Origin of the sequence: Leptolyngbya sp. FACHB-671 (assembly GCF_014695745.1) — a bacterium.
In the GTDB taxonomy this organism is placed as follows: Bacteria; Cyanobacteriota; Cyanobacteriia; order Elainellales; family Elainellaceae; genus JAAUTN01.
Window position 1 is genome coordinate 1 of record NZ_JACJOV010000053.1, and the last position, 24,268, is coordinate 24,268.

The 24,268-nt window shown below is 50.5% G+C and carries 25 protein-coding genes; 9 read left to right on the top strand and 16 right to left on the bottom strand.

Features of this window, described 5'->3' with window-relative positions; genetic code table 11:
• The first annotated feature begins 473 nt into the window (after window positions 1-473).
• Window positions 474-674: a hypothetical protein gene (locus tag H6F93_RS05115; protein WP_190642089.1), complete on the top strand. Its 201-nt coding sequence runs from the start codon at window positions 474-476 to the stop codon at window positions 672-674.
• A 40-nt stretch (window positions 675-714) separates the two neighbouring features.
• A complete protein-coding gene (locus H6F93_RS05120) occupies window positions 715-879 on the top strand; it encodes a hypothetical protein (protein WP_190679583.1) in 165 nt (54 codons plus the stop codon).
• A gap of 32 nt (window positions 880-911) precedes the next feature.
• Here H6F93_RS05120 and H6F93_RS05125 read toward each other — a convergent pair whose 3' ends face one another.
• The 3 genes from H6F93_RS05125 to queF form a co-directional block, all read right to left on the bottom strand.
• Entirely contained in the window at window positions 912-2,708 is a 1,797-nt protein-coding gene (locus tag H6F93_RS05125; RefSeq protein WP_190679584.1) for an ABC transporter substrate-binding protein, read from the bottom strand.
• A 204-nt stretch (window positions 2,709-2,912) separates the two neighbouring features.
• The gene (locus H6F93_RS34540) at window positions 2,913-3,716 is read right to left on the bottom strand and encodes a hypothetical protein (RefSeq protein WP_190679585.1); all 804 of its coding nucleotides are present in this window, start codon (window positions 3,714-3,716) and stop codon (window positions 2,913-2,915) included.
• Window positions 3,717-4,067: 351 nt separating this feature from the next.
• Window positions 4,068-4,526, bottom strand: coding sequence for a preQ(1) synthase (gene queF, locus H6F93_RS05135; RefSeq protein WP_190679586.1), 459 nt, complete (start codon window positions 4,524-4,526; stop codon window positions 4,068-4,070).
• A 264-nt stretch (window positions 4,527-4,790) separates the two neighbouring features.
• On the opposite strand from queF, the gene H6F93_RS05140 reads away from it, so the two are divergent.
• On the top strand, window positions 4,791-5,423 hold the full coding sequence (locus H6F93_RS05140; RefSeq protein ID WP_190679587.1) for a cell division protein ZapB: 633 nt from the start codon (window positions 4,791-4,793) through the stop codon (window positions 5,421-5,423).
• A 125-nt stretch (window positions 5,424-5,548) separates the two neighbouring features.
• Here the strand turns inward: H6F93_RS05140 and H6F93_RS05145 are convergent, their stop codons facing one another.
• The 3 genes from H6F93_RS05145 to H6F93_RS05155 all read right to left on the bottom strand — a co-directional run bounded on the left by H6F93_RS05145 (window position 5,549) and on the right by H6F93_RS05155 (window position 11,043).
• Entirely contained in the window at window positions 5,549-8,680 is a 3,132-nt protein-coding gene (locus H6F93_RS05145; RefSeq protein WP_190643022.1) for an efflux RND transporter permease subunit, read from the bottom strand.
• Window positions 8,681-8,798: 118 nt separating this feature from the next.
• Window positions 8,799-10,250 carry an efflux RND transporter periplasmic adaptor subunit gene (locus H6F93_RS05150; protein ID WP_190679588.1) on the bottom strand — a complete coding sequence of 484 codons (1,452 nt, stop codon included), beginning with the start codon at window positions 10,248-10,250 and terminating at the stop codon, window positions 8,799-8,801.
• 247 nt (window positions 10,251-10,497) lie between these two features.
• Window positions 10,498-11,043, bottom strand: a complete 546-nt coding sequence (locus H6F93_RS05155; protein ID WP_190679589.1) for a GAF domain-containing protein — start codon at window positions 11,041-11,043, stop codon at window positions 10,498-10,500.
• Window positions 11,044-11,216: 173 nt separating this feature from the next.
• On the opposite strand from H6F93_RS05155, the gene H6F93_RS05160 reads away from it, so the two are divergent.
• Window positions 11,217-11,618 (top strand): pentapeptide repeat-containing protein, encoded by a 402-nt coding sequence (locus H6F93_RS05160; protein ID WP_190679590.1) that lies wholly within the window; start codon window positions 11,217-11,219, stop codon window positions 11,616-11,618.
• A 242-nt stretch (window positions 11,619-11,860) separates the two neighbouring features.
• Here the strand turns inward: H6F93_RS05160 and accD are convergent, their stop codons facing one another.
• The 7 genes from accD to H6F93_RS05195 all read right to left on the bottom strand — a co-directional run bounded on the left by accD (window position 11,861) and on the right by H6F93_RS05195 (window position 17,757).
• Window positions 11,861-12,796, bottom strand: a complete 936-nt coding sequence (gene accD / locus H6F93_RS05165; RefSeq protein ID WP_190643026.1) for an acetyl-CoA carboxylase, carboxyltransferase subunit beta — start codon at window positions 12,794-12,796, stop codon at window positions 11,861-11,863.
• 58 nt (window positions 12,797-12,854) lie between these two features.
• A complete protein-coding gene (locus H6F93_RS05170) occupies window positions 12,855-13,088 on the bottom strand; it encodes a putative signal transducing protein (RefSeq protein ID WP_190643027.1) in 234 nt (77 codons plus the stop codon).
• A 510-nt stretch (window positions 13,089-13,598) separates the two neighbouring features.
• Complete coding sequence (locus H6F93_RS05175; protein WP_190679591.1) at window positions 13,599-14,420, bottom strand: prepilin peptidase; 822 nt, start codon at window positions 14,418-14,420, stop codon at window positions 13,599-13,601.
• Window positions 14,421-14,435: 15 nt separating this feature from the next.
• The gene (locus tag H6F93_RS05180) at window positions 14,436-15,728 is read right to left on the bottom strand and encodes a tetratricopeptide repeat protein (protein ID WP_206755704.1); all 1,293 of its coding nucleotides are present in this window, start codon (window positions 15,726-15,728) and stop codon (window positions 14,436-14,438) included.
• A gap of 62 nt (window positions 15,729-15,790) precedes the next feature.
• On the bottom strand, window positions 15,791-16,090 hold the full coding sequence (locus H6F93_RS05185; protein ID WP_524537896.1) for a hypothetical protein: 300 nt from the start codon (window positions 16,088-16,090) through the stop codon (window positions 15,791-15,793).
• A gap of 101 nt (window positions 16,091-16,191) precedes the next feature.
• Entirely contained in the window at window positions 16,192-17,271 is a 1,080-nt protein-coding gene (leuB, locus tag H6F93_RS05190; RefSeq protein WP_190679593.1) for a 3-isopropylmalate dehydrogenase, read from the bottom strand.
• 234 nt (window positions 17,272-17,505) lie between these two features.
• Window positions 17,506-17,757 carry a C2 domain-containing protein gene (locus H6F93_RS05195; RefSeq protein ID WP_199313495.1) on the bottom strand — a complete coding sequence of 84 codons (252 nt, stop codon included), beginning with the start codon at window positions 17,755-17,757 and terminating at the stop codon, window positions 17,506-17,508.
• 32 nt (window positions 17,758-17,789) lie between these two features.
• On the opposite strand from H6F93_RS05195, the gene H6F93_RS35650 reads away from it, so the two are divergent.
• Genes H6F93_RS35650 through H6F93_RS05210 form a run of 3 tightly spaced genes read left to right on the top strand, consistent with a single transcriptional unit; the run spans window position 17,790 to window position 18,753 of the window.
• Complete coding sequence (locus H6F93_RS35650; protein ID WP_242043312.1) at window positions 17,790-18,128, top strand: helix-turn-helix domain-containing protein; 339 nt, start codon at window positions 17,790-17,792, stop codon at window positions 18,126-18,128.
• A gap of 44 nt (window positions 18,129-18,172) precedes the next feature.
• Window positions 18,173-18,508: a DUF6883 domain-containing protein gene (locus H6F93_RS05205; protein WP_190679594.1), complete on the top strand. Its 336-nt coding sequence runs from the start codon at window positions 18,173-18,175 to the stop codon at window positions 18,506-18,508.
• Window positions 18,505-18,753 carry a DUF4926 domain-containing protein gene (locus H6F93_RS05210; protein ID WP_190679595.1) on the top strand — a complete coding sequence of 83 codons (249 nt, stop codon included), beginning with the start codon at window positions 18,505-18,507 and terminating at the stop codon, window positions 18,751-18,753. The genes H6F93_RS05205 and H6F93_RS05210 overlap by 4 nt, the downstream gene beginning before the upstream one ends.
• A 91-nt stretch (window positions 18,754-18,844) precedes the next feature.
• Here the strand turns inward: H6F93_RS05210 and H6F93_RS05215 are convergent, their stop codons facing one another.
• Window positions 18,845-19,945 carry a Get3/ArsA fold putative tail anchor-mediating ATPase NosAFP gene (locus tag H6F93_RS05215; RefSeq protein WP_190643033.1) on the bottom strand — a complete coding sequence of 367 codons (1,101 nt, stop codon included), beginning with the start codon at window positions 19,943-19,945 and terminating at the stop codon, window positions 18,845-18,847.
• A 174-nt stretch (window positions 19,946-20,119) separates the two neighbouring features.
• Window positions 20,120-20,338 carry a cytochrome b6f subunit PetP gene (gene petP, locus H6F93_RS05220; RefSeq protein WP_242043313.1) on the bottom strand — a complete coding sequence of 73 codons (219 nt, stop codon included), beginning with the start codon at window positions 20,336-20,338 and terminating at the stop codon, window positions 20,120-20,122.
• Window positions 20,339-20,655: 317 nt separating this feature from the next.
• On the opposite strand from petP, the gene H6F93_RS05225 reads away from it, so the two are divergent.
• On the top strand, window positions 20,656-21,345 hold the full coding sequence (locus H6F93_RS05225; protein ID WP_190643034.1) for a Mo-dependent nitrogenase C-terminal domain-containing protein: 690 nt from the start codon (window positions 20,656-20,658) through the stop codon (window positions 21,343-21,345).
• Here H6F93_RS05225 and H6F93_RS05230 read toward each other — a convergent pair.
• Window positions 21,342-22,388 (bottom strand): zinc-dependent dehydrogenase, encoded by a 1,047-nt coding sequence (locus H6F93_RS05230; protein WP_190679596.1) that lies wholly within the window; start codon window positions 22,386-22,388, stop codon window positions 21,342-21,344. The two genes, H6F93_RS05225 and H6F93_RS05230, sit on opposite strands and share 4 nt — an antisense overlap.
• Window positions 22,389-22,446: 58 nt before the next feature.
• Here H6F93_RS05230 and H6F93_RS05235 point away from each other — a divergent pair, with 58 nt between their 5' ends.
• Complete coding sequence (locus tag H6F93_RS05235; protein ID WP_190679597.1) at window positions 22,447-24,252, top strand: FAD-dependent oxidoreductase; 1,806 nt, start codon at window positions 22,447-22,449, stop codon at window positions 24,250-24,252.
• Window positions 24,253-24,268 lie beyond the last annotated feature (16 nt).

A 24,268-nucleotide genomic window follows, 5' to 3' on the forward strand; every position in this document is an offset into this window, starting at 1 on the left:
GTGACAACGTCTAAAGCAGTGGAGTAAGTGATTTGCTTAAGCCGGATGTATTGAAAGGTACAAGTCCGGTTTTGAGGGGGCGGGGCTATAGCAATATATCCCTGCTACCCGACTATTTCTAGATTCCTAGGTGAAGAGCAGATAGACGATTAGAGGCACAGTTTATCTTGGTCGTGCAGTTCCGCCGTTACCACAAGGGTTGCCCACAATTCCCTTCATACGCTTGTGTCCGATCGCCCTGTCCTTTATCCTATGAAACACTGGTTTTCCAGTGGACAAAGCTTAAGGTGAGGATAACGCTGATTAGGAGTGCTGGTAACACTCACTAACCAGCTAACCTAACTCCTGATGTGAGCAGGAGGCTAGGCTGTGTTGATTTTAAGATCAATTGCCTTGCTGAAGCAAAACGAGTGGTTGGGAAACCACGCCTTAAGCTGTTCTTCTCTACATCACAACAGTGAGGCAACCATAGTATGACTACAGAGTTCAACGAACTGCTGCCCGTTCCGCCTGCCGAAAAGGTGCAGATTTGGATCATTGGCACCCGAGAACAGGTGACGCACACGATCAACGAGTTTTACGTCAAGCAAATTGTTAGCGATCGCATTCACTTTATGCCAATCGTGCCAGCCCCGTTTGCGCGAGGTAAGTTTATGACGGTGTTAGAGCGATAGGTTTGGGGTACATCTAGCGGTTAGGAGAGCCTAATAGGTTGTGAGAAATGCGCTCCTTTGTAGTGCGCTGCTCACAACCTGTTTAAGATTGCGACATAACGGACTCTCTACCAATGGCGATCGCATTGAAAGTGCAGGTTTTTGGGGTTTCATGCTTCAGCCCAACCTAACTTTTTTGACCCAGATGCGTGCCTTGATTCTGTAGAGCTAGTCGTGGAAGATTGGCTATCGGACTAATCAATTCTCGGCAATCTCCAGCTCGTGAATGTTCCATAGTGCGCCACCTAGAGCAGAGAATTTAACGTTTTGGATGCGATCGCGCACTGCTGTTAGCGTTAAAGGATTCACCAAATAGATAAACGGCAGATATTGCTGAGTGATAATCTGGCTCTCTGCATAAATGGCTCGACGCTCAGCTTCATCAACGGTTTGCGCTCCGCGAATATAAAGCTGCTCGATTTGCTTTTCCCAATCGGCTACGACTCGCCCTTCAATCGGGGGTTGCCCGGGTTGAGATGCCTGGTTAAAGCGGTGCGATCGCCCTTCTGTAAGCCAAACATTTGCACCGCCATTTGGCTCTACGCCACCTGTCAAACCCAGCAAGTAACATTCCCAGTTGAGGTCACTGTTGAGTTTATTCAGCAGGGTGTTAAAGGCAAGCGGAGCAAAGTCTACCTGAATTCCAATGCGGCTGAGGTCTTGCTTAATCTGTGCTCCCATTGCTTCCCGTACTTTGTTGCCCGAATTAGTAATCATCGTGAAGCGAACGCGATTTCCCTCAGCATCAAGCAACTGTCCCTCAGCGTTATATTGAAATCCAGCGTTGAGCAGCAGTTCTCTAGATTTGTCCAGGTTGTAATCATAGACAGGAAGCCCTTCCTCAGACGAGATAAAGTAGGGGCTTTGAACAGAGATCGGTGAGTCTTGAAGCTGACCCAAGCCTTGAAAGGTGTTGTTAATCATCTTTTGGCGATCGATCGCGTGGGCTACCGCCTGCCGAAACTCAACGGTGTTAAACCAGCGAGATTTGACCGGGTCAACCAGCGAAACTCCATTGCGTTTTCCCTGATTGAGGTTAAAGGCAAAGAAACTCGTTCCGGGAGCAGGGCCACCTTCATAAATAGTGAAGTCGCCTCGCTGTTCTTCTCGCTTGAGCAAAGAGAAGTAGTCGGGTTGAAGACTCAGCAGATCCAGTCCGCCAGAACGAAACTGGACAAGTGAATTGTCGGTTGATTCAACAATTTGCCAGACGATACGCTCGATGTAAGGTTGCGGATTGCCCTGGCTGTCTCGTCGCCAATAGTTTGGGTTGCGTCGAAAGATAATGCGCTGACTGGTGGTGTAGCTGACAATTTGATAAGGACCACTGCCCACAAGCTCAGCCAGATCGGTATCGGTGCCCAAAGCGGAAATAAACAGCGGCTCCCCTTCGGAGTTTTTAGTGGTCACCAGTTCCCGTAGTGAGTGGGCAGGCAAGATATACAAACTCATACTTCGTAGCAGCGGCGCAAAAGGTTCGGGGGATGTGACTTCAACGCGCCGCTGGTCAAGCTTCTGCACGGTTGGCAAGACTCCTGCTTGTCCAATTCTCAATACATCTCGAATCGAGGTAGGAATGTCTTCGTTGAAGTAAAGTTCGTTGTAGGTGAATACTACGTCGTCAGCGGTGAGCGGTGCTCCATCTGACCATTGCAGCCCTTCTCGCAAGGTGAAGACAATGCGCTGAGCATCTTCAGACACTTCCCAGCTTTCTGCCAATGCAGGCTCAATTTCACCCGTTAAACCGTTTTCGGTGATCAGTCCTTCGTAGATAAAGCCAAAAACGCTGGGAGATTCAGTGCTGATTAGGTAATTGAAGGTTTTAGGTTCGCTCAGCAGGCTAAGTAGGAGTTGGGGAACCTGGGCTGCTTCGGTTCTAAAATGCGCTAGATCGCAAGCGGTCAAGGCGATCGCCATTACCCCAACTAGCAGTACTGTTAAAAACCTGTAGAACCAGGAACCTGTAAACTGCTTGAGGTTACTGATTCTGGTCATATTAACAACTCGCTCTTACTGCTACTTCATCTGTTATTTCAATACAGTAACAGGTGTACCAACACGGACCTGGTGAAATAGCTCCTCAATATCTCAAAAATAAATTGGGGTGGTAGGAGCAACGTCCACACCACCCCAATTCATTACTTAAATCCCATCAGCAGAATGAGCCAAGCTCATCTGCTTAGATAGGGACTCAAACGTTTACCAAAGCGCCCTAATTCCACCATCGGTACCAGTACCACCTGAGCTAGTTCCATTGGTGTTGAAGTTTTGCTGAGTCGTGCCGCCTGTCCCGCCAGTGCTATTGCCTGGAGTTGCACCACCTGTACCGCTAGGTTCAGCGCCTGGAACTGTGCCACGACCAGTTCCACCGGTTCCAGTACCGCCCGTGCCGCCCGTGCCGCCCGTGCCTGGAACAGTTGTGCCGCTACCCGGGCCGCCACCAGTACCACCCGTGCCGCTGCCACCCGTGCCACCAGTACCACCGCCTGTGCCACCTGTGCCGCTGCCTGAACCTGTGCCGCCCGTGCCGCCACCCGTGCCACCGCCTGGAGCAACTGTGCCGCCACCCGTGCCTGTACCACCAGTACCACCCGTGCCTGTGCCACCACCAGTACCCGTGCCGCCACCAGTACCACCAGTACCACCAGTACCACCTGTGCCACCAGCACCGCCAGTACCACTACCTGGAACACTGGTGCCGCCACTATCAGTACCGCTGCCGCTGCCGCCGCTGCTACTACCACCGTCACTACCGCCGCTACCACCTGTGCTACCGCCGCTACCGCCGCTGCCACCACTGCTACCACCGCTGCCACCGCCGCTGCTACCACCACCACCGCTTTGGGATACTAGCTGCTCAGATGTCGAAGTAGGCTGGTTGGAGTCCATGGAGCTAGCTTGGATGAAAGCCAGAGCCGGAAGGCTAAACAGAGCGCTGGCAGTCACAATACCAGCGAAGCTAGCAAGCTTCACACCTAAATTTTTGTCGTTTCTAAAATTCATTGCTATTCCTCTATGGCAAATTGAAACAAAGACATCCATCCAATCCACGATTCGTTGGGTAGAAAGGCGAAGAAGAGAACACTTGTTAAATGAGAAGCCAGATTGGGCTGGGCTGCACCAGCCTCAAATTTCAAACCGTATTTTCTCAATCTGTCTAATTAACGAATTTAACTTGACAAAGGAATTAGTTTCCCTATCTGAGGGGGAGGATTCATCTTCACGTAATTTTGTAAACCTGCATACAAAAAATGTAATAACAGCTCTCCACAGCAAAGCGTGAGGGATGGGGAGGATGCACTTTCCTCCATCCCTCACGCTTTGCTGTGATTGAGAATTACTGTGTGACCTGATTCACGGCATGGCTGGCTTCTGATGATGAACTTCAATCACCGTATGGACGTTACCCCGTGGGGCAAAGTCGCCTTTGATCGTTGCCTCTAGCGGATCGCAGGCAGCAACAAAGTCATCCAGGATTTGGTTAACTGATTCTTCGTGTGAAATGTAGCGATCGCGATAGCTATTGATATAAAGTTTGATTGCTTTTAGCTCCACAACCCGCTCATTCGGGACATAGTTGATGGCGATCGTGGCGAAGTCAGGATAACCAGAAAACGGACACTTGCAGGTAAATTCTGGCAGCGTAATTTGAATGGTGTATCGCCGTCCCAGACGCGGATTGGGAAATGTGATTAACTGACCTTCGGCAATGTGGCGTTCGCCATACTTCGTCTCTGCCGAAGCTTCAGTTAATGACTCAGCAAAATTTTCAGACCCGCTAAGTGGGTTGGATTGGACGGATGGGTGATTCATGATCGATCAATTTATGGCAAATTTGTTGACGATTAGCGGTCAGATTGCTCAAAATTCCACTATTCTGGGGCATATATTCGGAGCAACTGTTCTATGGACACTAAGTTTGGCTCTCAAGAGCCAATCAGGAGTATTTCATAGAAGTCTAATAAAATAAATGCCTAAAAACCTGCCGTCGTTTCCACACAGTTTTCTCAATTCTTGCTCTGAATCTCTTGCTCTCAATTCGCCAAGTCGATGAACAACCTCAACCTTGAGCCTTCCATGAGAACTTCACCTGTTCCCGGACAAACCCCATCAGGAAATGCCTACGCCCCTTCGGTGCCCATTTCGGTTTATCGGCAACTGGCAGCCGAACTGCAATCGGCAAAAGCGACGGCAGAGTTGTTAAGCAACCAAAATCAGCAGTTGACTCGCCAAAACCAGCAGCTTCGGGAAGAAATTGACCGCGTTGTGCAAGTGGCTTCTCAGCTTCAGCAGATGGCAAACTCGTTCCCCGATTTGCCTCAACCTCCCCCAGTTGAGCCATTTGAGATTCCACTGGAAATGGTTACGCCCATTCGTCAGGTAGCACCCCAACCCGTTGCAGCACCGCGCCCGGTTCGTACCAAACCAGCGCCAACTCCAGTGCAGATGATCGAAATGGGAGCGATCGCCCCAAAGGGGGAACTGCTTCGCACCGCCAAGCCTACGAATAAGCCGCAGTCGCCTGAGCCAATGATTTTGTCAAATGAACTGTTTACGGAGCAGGAAGAACCGCGATCGCGCCGTCCTGCTCCACCTGAAGCTGCAAAAGACCTGAACGGAATCTGGCTCACGGTAATCATCGGCTTTATTGTAATCACAGCTTTTGGCGCAGGCTTTATGGTTGTGCGCCCACTATTGCCAAACCGCTAAATTGCCAACCTAATCCTGCTTTTGAAAAGGAGCACTATTGGGTGCAGGGGCGAAGCGTTCGGTCACCATCCCTGCTACTAAGGGACAGCTCTTTTGCCGAACGCTTCGCCCCTACCGCTACTGCTTTAGTCAGTGATCTGTGAGCGTCTTGTTAGGCGATCGCTCAACCCTTTAATCACGATATATAGAACTGGAACCACAAACAGGCTCAAGAATGTAGAGACGACCAATCCACCAGTGGTTGCCGTTCCTAGTGATAGACGGCTACCTGCACCCGCTCCAGTTGCAAACAGCAGCGGAATGTTACCCGCCAAGGCTGCAAAAGAGGTCATGAGAATGGGGCGCAAACGTTGCTGTGATGCTTCGATCGCCGCCTTAGTGTTAGACAGTCCTGTTTCTCGTAGTTGATTAGCAAACTCCACAATCAAAATGGAGTTCTTACTTGCTAGTCCAATCAACATGACTAGACCAATTTGGCAATAGACGTCGTTGACCAGTCCCCGAAGAGACTGCAACCCAAGCGCTCCTAGCACCGCCAGGGGCACCGCTAGAAGAATAATGAGCGGATCAACGTAGTTCTCATACTGCGCTGCCAGCACTAGAAAAACAAAGACCAATCCCAAACCAAAAATGAGGGGTGCCTGTCCACCAGATTCAATCTCTTCTAACGCTGTGCCTGTCCACTCATAGCCAAAGCCTGCTGGCAGCACCTCTGCCGAGGCTCTCTCCATTGCATTGATTGCATCTCCGGAGCTTCTACCCGGAGCAGGACCACCATTGATTTCAACAGAGCGGAACAGATTGTAATGATTGATCGTTTGGGCTCCTGTCGTCTGCGTGAGTGTTACCAAATTGCTTAATGGAATCATCTGGTCTTGAGCAGAGCGAACATAGAGTTGACCCACATCTTCTGGCTCAGAGCGAAACTCTTGGTCTGCTTGAACATACACTCGATAGTTGCGCTGACCCAGTTCAAAGTCATTGACATACTCTGACCCAATCGTGGTTTGCAGGATGTTAAACACATCCTCTACAGAAACTTGAAGGGCTTCTGCTGCATCCCGATTTACTTCAACCAACAGTTGAGGAGTACTAGCCGCATAGGTACTAAACACAGCTTGCAGTTCAGGCTGCTGGTTGGCCTGCCCAAGCAGTTGTCCCATTGCCTGAACCAGTGAGTTGATATCACTATTACCGCGACGATCCTGCAACTGATATGTGAAGCCACCAAAGTTGCCTAAACCTTGAATAGGAGGTGGGTTAACCGGAAAAACTCTGGCATCTGTAATGCTGGAGAACGAGCCAAATAACCGACCAATAATGGCTTGCACAGATTGATCTCGACCTCTGCGCTCCTCCCAAGGCTTGAGCGTGGTAAATATAGCACCACTGTTAGCTGTGTTGCCGCTACCCAGGCTAAAGCCACCCACTGCAAACACTCCTAGCGCTTCAGGCAGATCGATCAGCTCTTGCTCAATCTGCTGCATGACGCGATCGGTATAGTTCAGCGATACTCCTTCGGGTGCCTGCACGATGGTGATGAAATAACCCTGGTCCTCTTCAGGAAGAAATCCAGTAGGAACGTTCACGTACAGTAAGGCTGTTAAACCTAGGGAGACAACAAATAGCGCAACCACGATCGCTTTAATGCGAACCATAAAACCGAGCGATCGCTGATAGCGCTGCCGAGTCCACTCAAAGCCCTGATTGAATTTATCAAAGAACCAACCTAACGGACCCATACTCTGTTGCCCTCGACGCAGCAGTAGGGCACACAGAGAAGGAGTCAGAGTGAGACCGAGGAGACTAGAAATAGCAATTGCAAAGGCAATTGTCAGCGCAAACTGTTGATAGATTGCTCCAGTTGTTCCTGGAAAGAACGCCACTGGAACAAACACAGCAATCAACACCAGCGAAGTAGCAACAATTGCACTGGCTAGCTCCCGCATCGAAGACATCGCAGCCTGACGAGGAGTCATACCCTCCTCTTGAATTTTGCGGCTGATATCCTCAACCACAATGATCGCATCATCGACCACTAGACCTGTTGCTAGCGTTAAACCAAACAGGGTAAGCGTGTTAAGAGTAAAACCAAAAAGTTTGACAAAGGCGAACGTTCCAATCAGCGTCGTGGGAATTGTAATGGTAGGAATTAGAGTATTACGCCAATCCTGCAAGAAAACAAAGATGACGAGAACAACTAAGCCAACCGAGATGATGAGCGTAACGACCAGTTCCTCCAGAGATACTTCCACAAAGAGGGTTGTATCAAAGGCAATTTGGTACTCCATTCCCGGTGGAAACATTTCACCGAGTCTCGTCATCTCTTCCTTCACTTGACGGGCAACATCTAGCGCGTTGCTACCGGGAAGTTGAGTGACTCCCAAGCCGACCGCCACATTACCTCTAAATCTGAGGAAGGAGTTGTAGTCTTCAGCGCCTAATTCGGCTCGACCCACATCCCTTAGCTTGATCAGCGTGCCGTCATCTTCGGCTCGAATCACAATGTCCTCAAACTCAGAAACTTCCGTCAGACGACTCTCTGCCCGCAAGTCAAGCTGGTAGAGCTGTTCGTCTGAAGAAGGCTGTTGTCCAATCCGCCCCACTCCAACCTGTAGATTTTGGGCGTCTAGCGCATCCACCACATCCTGAGGGGTGAGGTTGCGGCTGGCAAGGCGAGTGGGGTCTAGCCAGAGGCGCATAGCATACTGACGTTCGCCAAAAATGATGACGTCCCCTATTCCGTTGATTCGCTTGAGTGCGTCAACGATGTAGATGTCGGCGTAATTGCTCAGAAAGATGTTGCTGTACTGCTGATCTTCACTAAACAAACCGATCGCCATCAAAAAGTTGCTGGACTCTTTGTTAACAATGATTCCGGTTCGCTGAACGCTCTCAGGAAGCTGCGGCTCAGCGGTCGAAATCCGATTTTGCACATCAACCGCAGCAATATCGATATTTCGTGAAGGCTCAAACGTTGCTGTAATCGTGCTGGTACCACTGTTGCTGCTGCTTGAAGTCATATACCTCAAGCCTTGCACTCCGTTAATCTCTCGTTCCAGAATGCTGGTAACACCACTCTCCACCCGCTCAGCATCAGCTCCGGTGTAGATAGATGTCACCGTGACTTGGGGCGGAGCAATCTCAGGATATTGGGCGATTGGTAGAGTCGGAATGCTGATTGCTCCAAGGAGCAAAATGATCAGCGCGCAGACCGTGGAGAAGACGGGCCGCTTAATAAAAAAATCGATAAGCATGACAGTAGGGGGTGGGAGACAGCCGGGGCGAAGAGCAAGTGAAGGTGTTGAAGGTGGGCGATCGCCCCATTGGTCGAGCTATACGATTGGTCAGACCAGGTTGGGCTAGTAGAATCCTTTATCCCTGCTCCTGCCCGCCAGCACTTTGAGTTTCAGGCTGAGGCATGATAGGAACGCCATCAGAAAGGTTGAGTACGCCAGAGACAACAATCTGCTCACCAGGCTCTAGCCCTTCAATGACTTGATAGCTATTCCCCTCAATGTCACCCAACTCCACCTGTTTTTGGCGAGCGATTAGTTGAGGCGCTGCACCGGGTGCTTGCCTTTGGGGTGCTTGTTCTTGGGGTGCCTGCTCAGCTTGAGCCTGCCCTTCTTCAGCAGAGGGCGTTTCAGCAACAAAGACGAAAGTTTCCCCACCCAAGCGAGAGATGGCTGAAGTCGGAACTAAAACTCCAGGGCTTTCATCCCAAATTACACGGGCGCGAACGAACTGCCCCGCTCGTAAACGTCCATCCGGGTTGTCAAAGTTGGCTTTGACGAGAATGCTTTGGGCGGCTGTATTAACCTGGGGTGCAGTAAAGTTAATTCGACCAACGGTGAGGGGGGTTCCCTGAGCATCAATCAGTTCAACTCGCTGTCCGGTTCGCAAGTCGGGACCACGCTCCAGGGGAACGGAAATTTCTAGTTCCAGGGCTTGGTCTTGGGTAACGCTGGTAACAACATCCCCGGCATTCACAAAATCACCAACCTTGGCAGGAATGTCACCCATTGTTCCAGCGAAGGGCGCTTCGATGACGGTGTCTTGAAGCTGTGCGTTAGAGGCAGCGGCGTTGGCTTGTGCTTGCTGCAGAGCGGCTTCGGACTCAGCCAGGTCGGCGCGGGAAGCCTGAATCCGCTGGTCGGTGGCATTGAGGGTGGCGATCGCACTGCGGCGATCGCGTTCAACCTGATCTAGCTGATCTTGGGCTAAAGCTCCCTCCTGCACCAACTGAGAGGTGCGGCGGAAGTTTTCATTTTGCAGATCAACTTCAGCTACCGCTGCAATCCGTTCTGCTTGAAGTGCCTGAAGTTCTGAAGCACTGCTGGCGCGAGTGGCACGGGCTGAGTTGACAGCAGCCAGCACGCTAGCGTATTCTGCGGCTCTCTGATCGGGGCTTAGCAGCACCAGCGGTTGACCCACTTCTACAGTGTCACCCGGTTGCACCAAAATCTCAGTCACCCGTCCATCAATTTCAGGACGCAAATCGACTGAACGGCGGGAGGTTAGAGTACCAACAAACTCAGAGGATTCTGAAACGGTTGAGGTTTCTACAGTCTGTAGCTGCACTGGGGCAGCTTGAGCCTGAGCCGCACCAGGGCCAGCAGGAGCAGCGGCATTGCGAGACTGCCACCAGCGCCAGCCAAAGCCGAGCCCTAGCAACACAATCAGGACACTGAGCACTGTCAACCAGGGGCGACCCTTACGAGGGGAAGGGGAAGACTCACGCGAGACAGAAAAATCATCTACTTGGCGGTCGGCGGTCGCAGGTTGCCCTAAATCTGAAGGGTCATGCGGTTCGGGGGGTACCATACTTCTGCTCCAATCTGCGACTCAACCTGTGAAGAACTATCCAATAAAAAGCTGTTAAAAAACTTCACCCAAGTGGGTCATTGGTTGATTGACTAAAAATGGGGCTAGATTCCAGTTTCAAGCAGCAGGGCTACAAGAGCCCTGCGAAAGTAAGAATTGAAAAAGATTATATGCGTACTATTTTAGTGAATCAGGACAGTTTCTACAAAGTTGGGAAGCTAAAAGGACTGGAAAGCTAAAGGGGAAGCTAGAGCAAAGCGCTTTGAATTGATGGAGCTGCAGCAAGCTTCTCGGCACTCTCCTGCATCGCCTCAATCTCTGACGGTAGCCAGGAACGGGCCATCTGACAGTGATGAGCAACCAGTAGCCCCCACAGCCCAGAAGAATTAAGAATTGGAACGACGAGGTTGGCGCGAACTCTCATGCTGCGCAGAAATTCTCGGTGGCAGGGGTGAATCGGCTCTACCTCAATGTCGGCAATCGCCCTGACCCTGCCTGCCTCATACATCGCAGCATATTCGTCGTTAAAGCACTCATCTGGACCCGTCGAGCCAAAAATCGAAAACTTGCTGGAGCTAAGCGACTCAAAGGTTACTTGCCCTTTCCACTGGCGATAGAAGTAATACAAAACTACGCGATCGACCTGGAGCAAATTCCGCAATTGATTGGTTGTTTGCTGAATCAAAGTATCTCGCTCTAGCCGCTGAGAAAGCCGATTCACAACCTGCTCTAATCCAGGGTCGGAGTAGGTCTCTAAATTGGGGTTAGCCTTTGGTTCAAAATTTTTTCGCACGGGTCTTGTAGCTTTGGCAACCTAACAAAATTGCAATATGATTTTATCCAGAAATGCTGTTTTTCTAAAACTGTCAATGGGTTGAGACAGTTGAGACAAAAGTCAAACTGCGAACACCAAAACTGAAAAGTCACCCACCACAATCGAACAGAAGTTGTCAACGGAGGAAAATAATGAGACTCGGCATTGGAGTAGCCGCTTTTCTTTTGACTCTTTTTTGTTTTACTCTACCGGCGCAAGCAGCAAATTCTGATGCGCTGAGTCATCTACTAGAAAGTCGGAGTTGTCTAGGCTGTGACCTAAAGAATGCCGATTTACAAGACGCAGATTTGAGGGCAGTCAACCTTAAGGGAGCCGACCTGAGCGGCGCAAATTTAAGTGGCGCAAACCTGATGGCGGCAAATTTGCAGCAGGCAAATCTAAGCAAGGCTAATTTGAGCAATTCCACTGTGTTTGGAGTGAATTTATTCAACGCTAATCTGCGTCAGGCAAACATTAAGGGAGTGAGATTTGGTAGCGCCAGATTTTGTCACACGACCTTGCCTGATGGAAAAGTCTTCAACCAGGATTGCTGAGAGGATGCCTGAGCAGTAGCGAATGCCTTCGTAAGGGCAAAGCATTCATAAGACCTTCTGTGTGAAGGGTATGCGGCGGAGCACACTACCCTTCACGCAGAAAAAAGTGATTTACTCAGAAGTCCTATCGTGTCGTACTAGTAGGATGTGTTAGCGCTAGCGAACGCATCAGCTAATGGTTGCCGATCGCCATTCATCTACAACCATGCTTCAAACTGATTGGCGATCGCCCACTCCACCCATTACTCAGGAATGTGAGTTCTGACGGGCAGCGAGTCGGGAATTGAGTCAGGAATATGGCTCAGCGGAGGGGCAGCATCCATAGGTTGGTGCAGTTGAATGAGCTGCGCCAGGGTTCTCTTAAGCTGAGTCCGAGGCACGATCGCATCGACAAAGCCGTGAGCAAGCAGGTATTCGGCCGTTTGGAAGTCATCGGGCAGCTTCTCGCGTAGCGTTTGCTCGATCACTCGTCTGCCTGCAAAGCCAATTGTTGCTTGAGGTTCTGCCAAAATGATATCGCCCAGCATCGCAAAACTGGCTGTCACCCCACCCGTTGTCGGATGAGACAACACCGGAACATAAAGCAGACTAGCTTCCCGATGGCGTTCTAGAGCGGCTGAAATCTTAGCCATTTGCATCAGGCTCAAAAGCCCTTCTTGCATTCGCGCTCCGCCCGAAGCGCAAACAATTACAACCGGAATACGCTCCCAAGTGGCTCGTTCGATCAAGCGGGTGAGTTTCTCGCCTACAACCGATCCCATACTGCCGCCCATAAAGCGAAAATCCATTACGCCTAGCCCGACGGGTAAGCCTTCAAGCTGACCTAATCCAGTCTGGACGGCATCGGTTAATCCGGTTTTTTCCTGGGTTTCACGAAGGCGATCGCCATAAGGTTTGCGATCGCGAAACTTCAACGGATCGACCGGAGCTACATTCTCATCCAGCGGTTTCCAGGTGTTGGCATCGATTAACTGCTGCACCCGCTGGTCACTGAAAATGCGGATATGGTGATCGCATTCGGGGCAGACCATCTGATTTGCCCGCAGATCTTTGGTGTAGGTGAGCACGCCACAAGCAGGGCACTTACTCCAAAGTCCATCAGCAATTTCCCGTTCTTGCCGTTCTTTACTGATCGGGCTTGATTTACGACGATTTGCGAACCAGTCGAACAAAGACATTTCTTAAAACCAATTTAATTTAGCTGCTAATAGCAATTGAAGCGTAATAAGGCGAACTTTATTCTAAAACTTCGCTTGATGTAGCCGCATTTTCTTCGACGGGGCTGAGCAAAAGCAGGGCTGTCCATCGATCTTGAGCGAGGACTTGAAGGACGGCCGGAGTACCACAGCCAAAGTGAGGAGCGACTCCCTGGTTTAGCACACGAGCCGGAATCTGATGCGCTTCTAACATTTGCTGCATCAGATCGGCTTCCCAGCGGGTTGCTGTCGTTTTTAGGGTAATCCAGGACATGGGATGATTCTATCAGAGTCCAGGGATAGGAAGCAGTCAGAAGGATACAGAGGTAAATTCAGGCTTTTTTATCCTGCCTGACAAGACCCGTGAAAGGCTGACTCACCCGTTACGTAGGCTGAGCGTGTCCGAAGCCTATAGCACCCGCGAGGGCGTGGATTGAGCGTAACCGAAATCTACCCTTTGAAGATCTGTCAGGCAACCAGTTTTTTATCAACGATCAACGCTTTCAAAAGAGTATTCATGCAGAGAATTTATTCTTTGAATAGCATAGGAATAGGGCGATCGCGAGTTCAAAATGGATGACCAGCAAATTCTAGAGCATTTTCCAGAATTGAGATCTTACTCACCTCATGTTGTAGGCAAGAAGATACGGGCTTACGCAGCAAAGAGCCCGTTCCCCGGAGAATTTTCGTCTGATCAATTCCGCTCTCTCAATAAACGGGCTTGGAGGCTAGGACTAGACGGAATCGCGATTGTGCATCGTCCAAAAGAGCCAACAAGCGGGATCTAGATTACAGGAAAAAAGATTCGTAAGTAAGTAGACAAAATTGCTTCTCCAAAAAAGGTAGCAATCAGGGCACCGAGTGCCAAGAATGGACCGAAGGGCATGGGTTGACGGCGGCTGAGCAAGCCCAGGGCGATCGCCCCTCCCCCTACGAATGCCCCTACCGCACAGGCTAAAAAGCTTGCCAGTAAAAGAAGTTTCCAGCCTAACCAGGCTCCCATCATGGCAGCTAGCTTGGCATCGCCGCCGCCCATCGCCGTCTGACCAAACACCATTGAGCTCACAATTGTGATCAGGTCAAATAGCCACAACCCAATCACGGCTCCCAAAATTCCGGTCATCAGTTGGCGAGAGATGCCCGACAGCGTGGGATCATTCATCCAACCGACTCCCACCTGAAACATTAGCCCGACGATTAAGCCAGATTGCGTCAGTGAGTTAGGCAGCGTCATTGTATCCAGATCAATCAGAGATAGCGCCAGCAGCCAGCTTAAAAATGCCCAGTAACCAAGAGCAGGCAGGGGCAGATTAAACGTCCAGAACACCCAGACAAACAGCAGTCCAGTTGCCGCTTCGACGAACGGATAGCGAACTGAAATGCGCGTTTTGCAATAGCGGCAGCGTCCCCGCAGCCATAGCCAGCCCAAAACTGGGACATTATCGTAGTTTTTTAATCGACGTAGACAGCTTGGGCAGCGAGACGGTGGAAACAGTAGCGATAGCCCAGCCGGAATTCGGTAGATTACAACATTCAGGAAGCTACCGATGCAGGCTCCTAAAATGAATACAACGAGGCTGGTTAACCCTGAGAATAGCCATTCCATGCAAGGGAGGTGGGGTTAGGGATAAGGGAGGCGAATAGGTTGAGGAATTGCCAGTGAATCAGGAGGGATTGCCAGTGAATCAGGAGAAATTCGCGGGTAAAGGAAGGGTGGCACTGGTGTAGGTAGAGGTAATGTAGGAAAAAAGGGAAGAGTACCGCGTTCTTGGGCTAATGCTTGGGCTTGTTCGGTCTGCCCTAAGGTGGTGTAGATTCCGATCAAGTCGTCCAGAACAAATCCGTATCCAGCCTGGTCGCCCCTCTCCTGAAGCAAAACTCCCCGCTTTTGATAGGCAGCGATCGCCTCTTCATATCGCCCCAGTGCAGTATAAGACTCTCCCAAGGTGGCTAGAGCATTTGCTTCAGTGAGGCGATCGCCAATTTCCTCAGCTAACGCTAAAGCCTGCTGGACTATCTCAATGGCTTGAGCATATTCTCCTGAACCTGCGTGGATATAACCCAGGCGGCTCAGGCTTTCAGCTTCTCCGTAACGATTGCCCAGTTCTTGATAAAGACTGACCGCTTCTTGAGCGAGCAGCAGAGCAGCTTGAGGAGGAAAATCCGATATGCTTTCCAGCAGAGCATTACCCTGGACAAGCCCAGCATACTGCTGAGTCAATTGCCTTACCTGCTGAGGCTGTTCCAACCTGTTGTACACACTGATTAACCCCTGTAACGCCTTTGTCTCCTCATATCGATCATGAATTGATTGAGAGAGGGTTAGGCTCTGACGATAAAACTCAATAGCTTCCTCATCGCGTTCTAGCTGTGAGTAAAGCGATGCTAATGCATTCAACGTCCCTGCTTCTTGATGGCGATTGTCTTCTTCTCGCGCAAGGGTTAGGGTTTGTTGCTCCACCGCGATCGCCTGCTCAGGCTGTTCTAAAACGTTGTAAAGCTGGCTCAAGAAGCTTAAGTGATATCGCTCCTGAGCAGGATCGCCCAATGCTTGAGCAACCGATATGGCTTCCTGGGCGGCGGCGATCGCCTGCTCATCTTGGCTTGAATAGTAATAAGCCTGACTCAGCGAACTCAAAGCCTCTGCTTGGCGAGAGCGATCGCCAATTTGTTGATAGAGGGCGATCGCCTGTTGCAGAAGTTGAATTGCCGCTTCGGGCTGTGATTCAGCCTGTCCTCGACCTAGCTGCAACAGCCCATCGGCTTCTGTCGCACGCTCATCTTTTGCCTCAAGCGGATCAATTGCCTGAGCCAAAGCGGGAGCATCTAGCGTTGGGAAAATTACTTGGGAAAAGCTAACAGCCAGGAGAGTTGTAACCAGAAGAAAACCGACTTTAGAGAAACGCATTACCATTTCAAGCTCTGAAACAACGCGCTTTAGCAGCTTAAAACTCTATTCAACTTATGACTCTGCGATCAGCGCATCTCTGACTCAATTTGATTGAGCGGCACAAAGCATTCCTGTGGCAGTAGAACGGGTTTTCCGGTAAAAATCAGCTTGCCGCGATGGGTAAAACGGTCGATCGCCACTCCCAGCGGACGCTCTTGCTCTGGGTGAACTTCGTAAAAGGTGCAATAAATCTGTCGGGCTGCTTGCAATAGCGACGGATCAAGCAGCGCTGAAAAATCCATCGGTTCAATTTGATTTGGTGCTTGAGTGCCTGCACCTTGCTTAACCACACTTTGCGTGACAAAACTTTGCTGTGATGTGTACACCACCCACCTACCCTCACTTTCGTTAGCTAGACTCTAGTTGATTTGCACCCTTACAGCAAGAGTTCTGTAAACTCTGCCTTGTAAAGGTATTCGATTAGGATTTAACCCAATGCCTTGACGATCGCTTCTCCCATTGCTCGACAGCCGAGCAGGTTCATTCCCGCTGACATAATATCGCCTGTGCGATCGCCCTGATCTAATACTTTCAACACTGCCTGCTCGATTCGATTCGCGGCTTCCGGTTCATTCAAGCCATAGCGCAACATCATCGCAGCACTGAGCACCTGGGCGATTGGGTTTGCCTTATCCTGTCCCGCAATATCCGGCGCGGAACCGTGAACAGGCTCAAATACTCCGGGACCAGACGCTCCTAAACTGGCTGACGGTAGCATCCCAATACTTCCAGTTAGCATTGCCGCCGCATCTGAGAGAATATCGCCAAACAGATTGCCTGTGACAATCGTGTCGAACTGTTTGGGGTAGCGCAAAAGCTGCATCGCAGCATTGTCTACATATAAATGAGATAGCTCTACGTCGGGATATTCCTGGGAAAGTTGAGTAATGCGATCGCGCCACAGTTGAGACACTTCCAGCACATTTGACTTGTCGACAGAGCAAAGCCTTTTGCTGCGCTTGCGGGCCGTTTCAAATGCCACCCGTCCAATTCGGTCAATCTCCGATTCAGAATAGACCATCGTATTCACGCCGCGCTTTTCGCCCGTTTCGGTAGCAAAAATTCCCCTCGGTTGCCCAAAGTAAATTCCACCCGTTAGCTCTCGCACAACCATGATGTCCACGCCTTCGACCACTTCGCGTTTTAGAGTCGAAGCATCAACCAACTGCGGCAAAATTTGAGCCGGACGCAGATTTGCAAACAGTCCGAGTCCCGCCCGTAAACCCAACAGCCCACGTTCGGGTCGCTGATCGTTGGGTAAGGAATCCCATTGGGCACCGCCGATCGCCGCTAGCAGAACGGCATCACTGTCGCGACAAGTTTCTAGCGTCTCGGCAGGCAGAGGGTTACCCGTTGCGTCGATCGCCGCTCCGCCCATTAGCGCTTCGTGAAACTCAAACTGAATCTCAAGCTGCTGCCCCACCCGCTTTAGCACGTCTACCGCGACTGCCATAATTTCGGGACCAATGCCATCGCCAGGAAGCAACGTAACGCGGTAGTGTGCCATGAATCGCTCTGAAGGTGAAGTAATTTAGGTGCTGTCGTCAGCGATTCAGTATTCTATCCCAAATTTGGAAGGCAAATTCTTTAGAGGATCTTTGTGTAACGGCAGATTCCCGGAAGGGCTTAGCATTCGGGCAAGAACTCTTGTCTGTCACAAGGTCTGTCTGCCGAATGCTAAGCCCCTACATGCTTTTGGGCTCAATATCTCTAGCTTAGTCTTAGAAGCGATCGCTCCCACTTAAACTATTTGCTCTAGCCGAGATACCTCCAATTCAACCTCTTCAGGTGCGATCGCTTCAAACACAATCTCATACTGAGCCATCGGCAACAATCGCCGCAACACCTGCAAATAGCCATCCGCATCGCTGCGCCGATGAAAACGAGCCGCCACAAATCGTTGGGAATTGGGCAACAGCCGCACCACACACCAGGGATCGATCGCCACTCTTCGCCCTGAACCCTTTAACCCAGGCTCCGACATTGGTATCATAAGCAAATCCTTTCCCACGTCTGTGGGATACGTTGGATGGCGATCGCTCCCAAGTTTTCCAGGCTAGAAGGGCGATCGCTCTTAGTATGTACATGGAAGGTGGAATTCCACCTTCTCACTCATTAAAGGGTGGAATTCCACCCTTGTCAAGCTCAAGCATGGGTCTAGTCAGGCTAAAAATTCGAGAACTCGCTGCCGAAAAAGGTTGGACGATCAAGGAAGTCGCTAATCGTTCTGGAGTTAACTACAACACTGTGAAAAGCTATGCTCGCCACCCCGGCATGAATATGGTTGACCTTGCTGCTGTGCAAAAAATAGCTCGTGCTTTTGATATCAGCATTGAAGATCTAGTTGAGGTTTTGGAGGAGTAGGGGCGATCGCCCTTTTCTGTCGCTTAACATTTGGGTAGTTCAAGGTGAAAATTCCTGACGATGCCATTATTCCAGATAGCAAATTAATCCAATACCTGCTGATTTATAAAGTAAGAAACGATAAATCTAAATTTTTAGGGCAGGCTGGATTCACTCTGGATAACTCAGATAAGCTGCGGTCAGCTATCCAATCGCTTACTAAATCAGGCGAAGCAATTGAAGATGGAACCAACGAATACGGAATTTTTTACCGAGTTGAGGGAGAGTTGATTGGCGTTAACGGAATAAAACTGCCAGTTGTTATCATTTGGCTACAGCGACAAATCGACAACCAGTTTCAGTTTGTAACCCTTAAACCTCTCAAAAAGATTTCGTCATGACGTTTAAGCTTTATCAGGAAGTGACCCTCACTCGTGATTTGCCGGAGCACCAGCTTAAAGCAGGCGATATCACAACGCTGATTGATTTTGTTCCTCACCCTGAAGGTGAAAAAGAAGGTTGTATATTAGAGGTTTTTAATGCTATTGGGGAATCTATTGCTGTTGTAGTGGTACCGCTCTCCGCAATAGAAGCTTTACGTGCTGATGAAATTTTGACGGTTCGTTCAATGGCACAACCCAGTTAATCTTTTACTTGAGAATTTGATGGTTAGATGGCGATCGCCCCCACCCTTCAGAAGCGATCGCCATCAACACATATTCAACCGATGATTAAGCTCAGAAGGAAATAATTAAATAGCCGTCCTGAAACTTGGCTCCCGTCACCTGCTTACCGCGCAATTCTGGAGGCAGAGAAACGTTACGGCGTTGATCTCCGGCTTCTATGGTGACTTCTGGTCCGTATTGGGTGAGTTTCACCTGCTTTTTGTCAAATCCAGGTAAGAAGAGGGCAACTTTGCGATCGCTAACGTTAACCGCAATCGGTTTAGGTGCTTGGGTCGCGTCAGCAAAATTGGGCAAAGCATCCATTAGCGGTTGCCAGTTGTCGCCTGTCCGAGTTGGAATGGTAGATACAGGCAGTGGCGTAAATTCTTGGCGAATCCGCTCAGATGGAGTGGATTGGTTAAGCAGAACGCCTCCAACCGTCAGCCCCACCTGCTGAGCGCCGCCCCAAAGATAGCGGGCAGTGGCGATCGCCCCCTCATCTTCAGATGTCACTAGATAAGCTGCAACGCGACTTGGATTTGCTACTGCTTCCTTACCCCGATCGAGCAAGTTGTTAACTTGCCCCGCAGGTTGAGCAAACGCATCTCCTCCAGCTGACCAGTTGACGTTGAGAACGGCACCGGCGAGCGGTTGCAGGAAAGGCGATACAGTTTTGCCCAAATCTGAATCGGCAAAGACTTGACGAAAGCGACGAATATACCAGCTTGCAATTTCTGGCATTCCTAGCATTCGGAGGGTTGCTTGATCGCCTGTACCGTCATAGACAATCACATCATATTTGTCACTCGCGTCATATTCTCGAATGGCATTGAGTGCGAGAGCGCTATCCATCCCAGGCAACACCCCTAGCTCCTGCCCAAACACCGCCTTGAAGAAGGGTGTTCTCAAATATTGTGCTTCCTGCTGCTTCAGTTCTTCCCAGCTGCGCTCTAGCATAGTTGTGGCGCGAAACTGAACCGCCTGCAAATTGCTAGACAACTCCTGCGGATCAGCGGTTAGCGGTTTACCTACCAAAAGACCAAATGCAGGGCTAGAATCTTGCCCTGCTAACAAAACTCGCTTGCCTTGCTGGGCAAATTGCTTAGCAGCGGCGATCGCCATCGTCGTGCGACCCGTTCCGCCTTTACCGAGAAACGTCAAAATCAAAGCCATCCCAAATTCCTATCCCAGATACCTAATAGTTATTACCTGTGTTCTATCGTACCGATCGGGTCAGGTAGGATGCATATCTAATTAAGTTGAGATCAGTTCAGGCATTGCCTATTTGGGCGACTTTGGGTGAACAGAGCCACACCAAGAATCGCCCAAGCTGTTTGGCTCCTGGCATTATTGAACAGGTTTAATTTCGTCCTCAAAAAACCAGGTGGCAAATTTGTCCTCAAAGCGGACTATCAAGCCAACACCACTACCATCCACCATTTTGTAGCCTTCGATCGCTCCAGTTTGACCGAGCCGATCAATCACTGCTTGCGGGGCGCGATCGCGCAACCGAAACACACGCACTTTCTGACCTATTTCCATCGCCACTCCAACGGGTAAAACCATGAATTAGTGTATCAGTGTCTAGCCCCTTCCCTAATGCTTCCAAACTACTAAAACGACACCGCTCATAATCAACCCAACTCCAACCATGCGGCTGAGCGGCAATACCTCTTTGAAGAAAAGCACTCCAATCAGCACTGAGAAGACATAGCTTAAGGCGACAACAAGTAGGATGAACTCTTGCGGAGCACTCGAAAAAATCCTTAAATTTACAACGGGCTTGCTTTTAGCCTTTAAGTTTACAGCTAGTGTATGAAGCAGTGTGGGCGATGAACGTTAGAATCTGACCACGCTCAAGAAGCTTACTACTCAAGGGTTTTATGGCTAGTGCTGCTCATCTTTACACAAGCGAACAGATTTCAGTTTGGTTACGAGGGCTATTGACGATCGCCTGGGCAGACGGACACTTTGACCAGGAAGAAAAAGACCTGATTGCTAGCCTGACTCAGGATGAACTAGATCCCAAAACGGATCTAGGAGCGTTAGAACCGATCGCCGCTAATGAACTGGCTGCCATTTTAGGGAATGACGCTAAAACAGCAGAAAATTTCCTCCGAACAGCAGTGATGGTCGCGATCGCCGATGGCACCTATTCCAGCCCTGAAGACCAAACCTTGAGGCAGTTCTGCCAAGCTTTAGGGCAACCCACCGCCGTTTTAGAAACCCTCTGCCTGACGCTGCCCGAACGTCAGATAGAAGCACAGGCTAACGCTGCCAAAGCTACAACTGCACCAGGAGGCAGTGAGCAGGCAATCACTCCCTTGCGCCCAGTACGGGAATGGCTCGATCAGCTCGAAATTGCTGACCCCAGAGTGGCCCGCTTCCTGTGCAAGATGATCCCGTCTCAGTGCCCGTTTGAGCGAGACGTGAATGTATTTGGGCACAAAGTCGTTCACATTCCGCCATTGTGCAAGCTCAACCCGCTCTACGAACAGCTTGTCGGACTCCGCTTTCGGGCATTGTCCTATCTAGCAGACGATTGTGGCGAAGATGTCACTCCTTACTATTAGGGATACAACAAAATCTTCAGCGTCTCTGGGGTTGGGGCAACAGCCCGTTCTACCGCAGCGGACAGATCTTTGAGTGGATAGCGATCGCTTACTAGCGCATCCACATCAATTCGACGGTTAAACACAATATCAGCCGCCAACGCCTGCACCCGATACGAGGAACTGTAGCTCCCCATCAGGTCAATCTCCCGTCGATAAAGCGTGTTGGGATTCAGCGGAATCTCCAGCTCATCAGGAAACTCGGCAAAAAATAGAATCTTGCCACCTTTGCGAGTGCAGTCTAATGCCTGAAAGAAAGCTTTTTCACTGGGGACTGCCAGCAGGGCTGTGTCAACGCCCATTCCCTGAGTTTGCGATTTTATTTTGGCGGCAAGGTTGGGATCACGCGCATCAAAGGCAGCTTCAGCGCCTACGCTCAAGGCTTTTTCGATGCGGCTCGGGAGCAGATCGGTGGCGATCGCCTTCGCCCCAAAATATTTCACCAGCATGATAAACATCAGCCCGATTGGTCCGGCTCCCGTCACCAAAACCGTTTGTCCAGGTGCAATCTGTGCCTTTTTCACCGCTTTCAGACAGCAGTTTGTTGGCTCTACAAAGCTAGCCTGCTCAAAACTGATGTCATCGGGAATGGGGATCAGCCCACCATGCTGCACAATGTGCCCTGGCACTTTAACGTATTCCGCAAAGCCACCTCCACTGGGCGTGAACCCCGCAGTCGTCGTTACATTCTTATAAACGTCACACATCGAAAAATTGTCATTGAGGCAATAGCCACAGTGCATACAGGGAATATGGTGCATCACCACAACCCGCTGCCCAACCTGCCACTCTTTTACCTCAGAGCCAACCGCAGCAACGATCCCTGCCGTTTCATGCCCAAAAATTCGAGGTGGCTCATACAGCGGATAGCGAATCTTTTTAATATCAGACTGACAAAGCCCCACCACACGCACCTGCACCAACACCTCATCCGAGGCAATTTCTGGCGTAGGCACCTCTTCATAACTGAGTTGATTAACCCCTCTAAAAACTTGCGCCTTCATCGTTAGTGCCCTCTGGTTCTGGGATAGACTTTAGCATTGTTGGCAGTCCTTCCCCCCTATGCAAACCCTCACCACAGATATTCTCGTAGTCGGCGGCGGCACGGGTGGAACAGCAGCAGCAATTCAGGCGGCAAGGCGAGGGGCACAAACGATTCTCGTGAGTGAGTTTCCCTGGCTAGGCGGAATGCTGACTTCGGCAGGCGTTTCGGCTCCAGATGGGAATGAGCTGGCGGCATTTCAAACCGGAATTTGGCGTGCATTTTTGCAGAAATTGCAGCGGCAGCCGGAGGGGTTAGACCATGCCTGGGTCAGCTTTTTTACCTACGATCCGCGTGTGGGTGCCGAGATCTTTGCAGACTGGGTGCAGGAGTTGCCCAACCTGCAATGGATTACGGGACGATCGCCCCTAGAAGTCCTCAAGCAAGGCGAGAGCGTCACAGGCGTTCGATTTAGCGATCTGACGGTTCAGGCACAAATAACCTTAGATGGAACGGAGCTAGGCGACCTGTTGCCCCTGGCAGAAGTGCCCCATCGCTGGGGATGGGAATATCAGTCAGAGTGGGGAGAGCCCAGTGCGCCGATCGAGCCTAACGACTTAACCCAGCGGTATCCAGTCCAGGCTCCTACCTGGATTGTGGTTATGCAGGACTTTGGTGAAGGCGCAGACGTACCGCTGATTTCGGCTCCGCCTATCCGTCGGGCAGAGCAATTTGAAGATGCCTGGACAAATTACGGCGCAGACAAATTTTTGAACTACGGGCGCTTACCGGGAAACCGCTTCATGATCAACTGGCCGCAAAACGGCAATGATTATGCAGAAGGCGTTGGACGATTGGTGCAATCTGCCCTGAGCAAACAAGCCTTTTTGTGGGAAGCTCGCTGGCACACTCAACGCTTTGCTCGATTCATTCAAACAAAATTGGGTAGGCGCTATGGACTGGCAGACGATATTTTTCCAAAAGATGGCAAAGAGCTAGCAGGTGGTGCCTTTGCGCTGCATCCTTACTACCGAGAGAGCCGTCGGCTACAGGGCTTAGCAACCGTTATAGAGCAAGACATTTTGCCGCTGCCAAAGGGACAGGTTGCACCTCTGCCAATTAATGAGCAGGGGGAAGTGGAGGCGATCGCCCTCGGCAACTACGCCAACGACCACCATTATCCCGGTGTTGAATTTCCGCTGAAACCCAAATCAATCCGCTGGGGTGGACGCTGGACAGGTACGCCTTTTACCATTCCTTATCGCTGTCTAATTCCGGCAACGGCGGATGGACTGCTAGTCTGCGAAAAAAATATTTCTGTGTCTCACATCGCCAATGGAGCAACCCGACTGCAACCCGTTGTCTTGGGGATCGGGCAAGCCGCAGGCATGGCAGCTGCGCTTTGCGTTGAGCAAAACTGTCAGCCCAGAGATTTGTCTGTCAAGGCTTTGCAGGAGGCGTTGCTAGATGACCCAACTGCTCCTGCTGCAGTGATCCCACTGTTTAATCTGCCGCCCAGCCATCCTGAATGGCGCACCTGGCAGCAGCATTACCTTGAGCATCCAGATACTTATCCGGCTGATGGTAACTGTCCTCTGGCAGAGGCTTCAACCCATGCAGCGAGTCTGTCTGGACTAAGTAACTCTTCCCAGGATTTGTCTGGGCAGTTTGAGCGGAAGGATGAGCAAAACTATGCGTTTGTTGCGATCGCCCCCCTTTCTCTCGCAAATCAAACCTTTTCACTGGTCACACTGGAGCCGCAAGTCAATCAACAGCTAGCTGCTTATATAACTGGACAATTCATTAAGGTTAAGGGAAGGGTGAATCCAGCAGGCAATTGGATTTTAGTGGAAGGAAGTGAGGCGATCGCTAAAGGTAGCCCCTAGAGGTAACCTCAGCGAC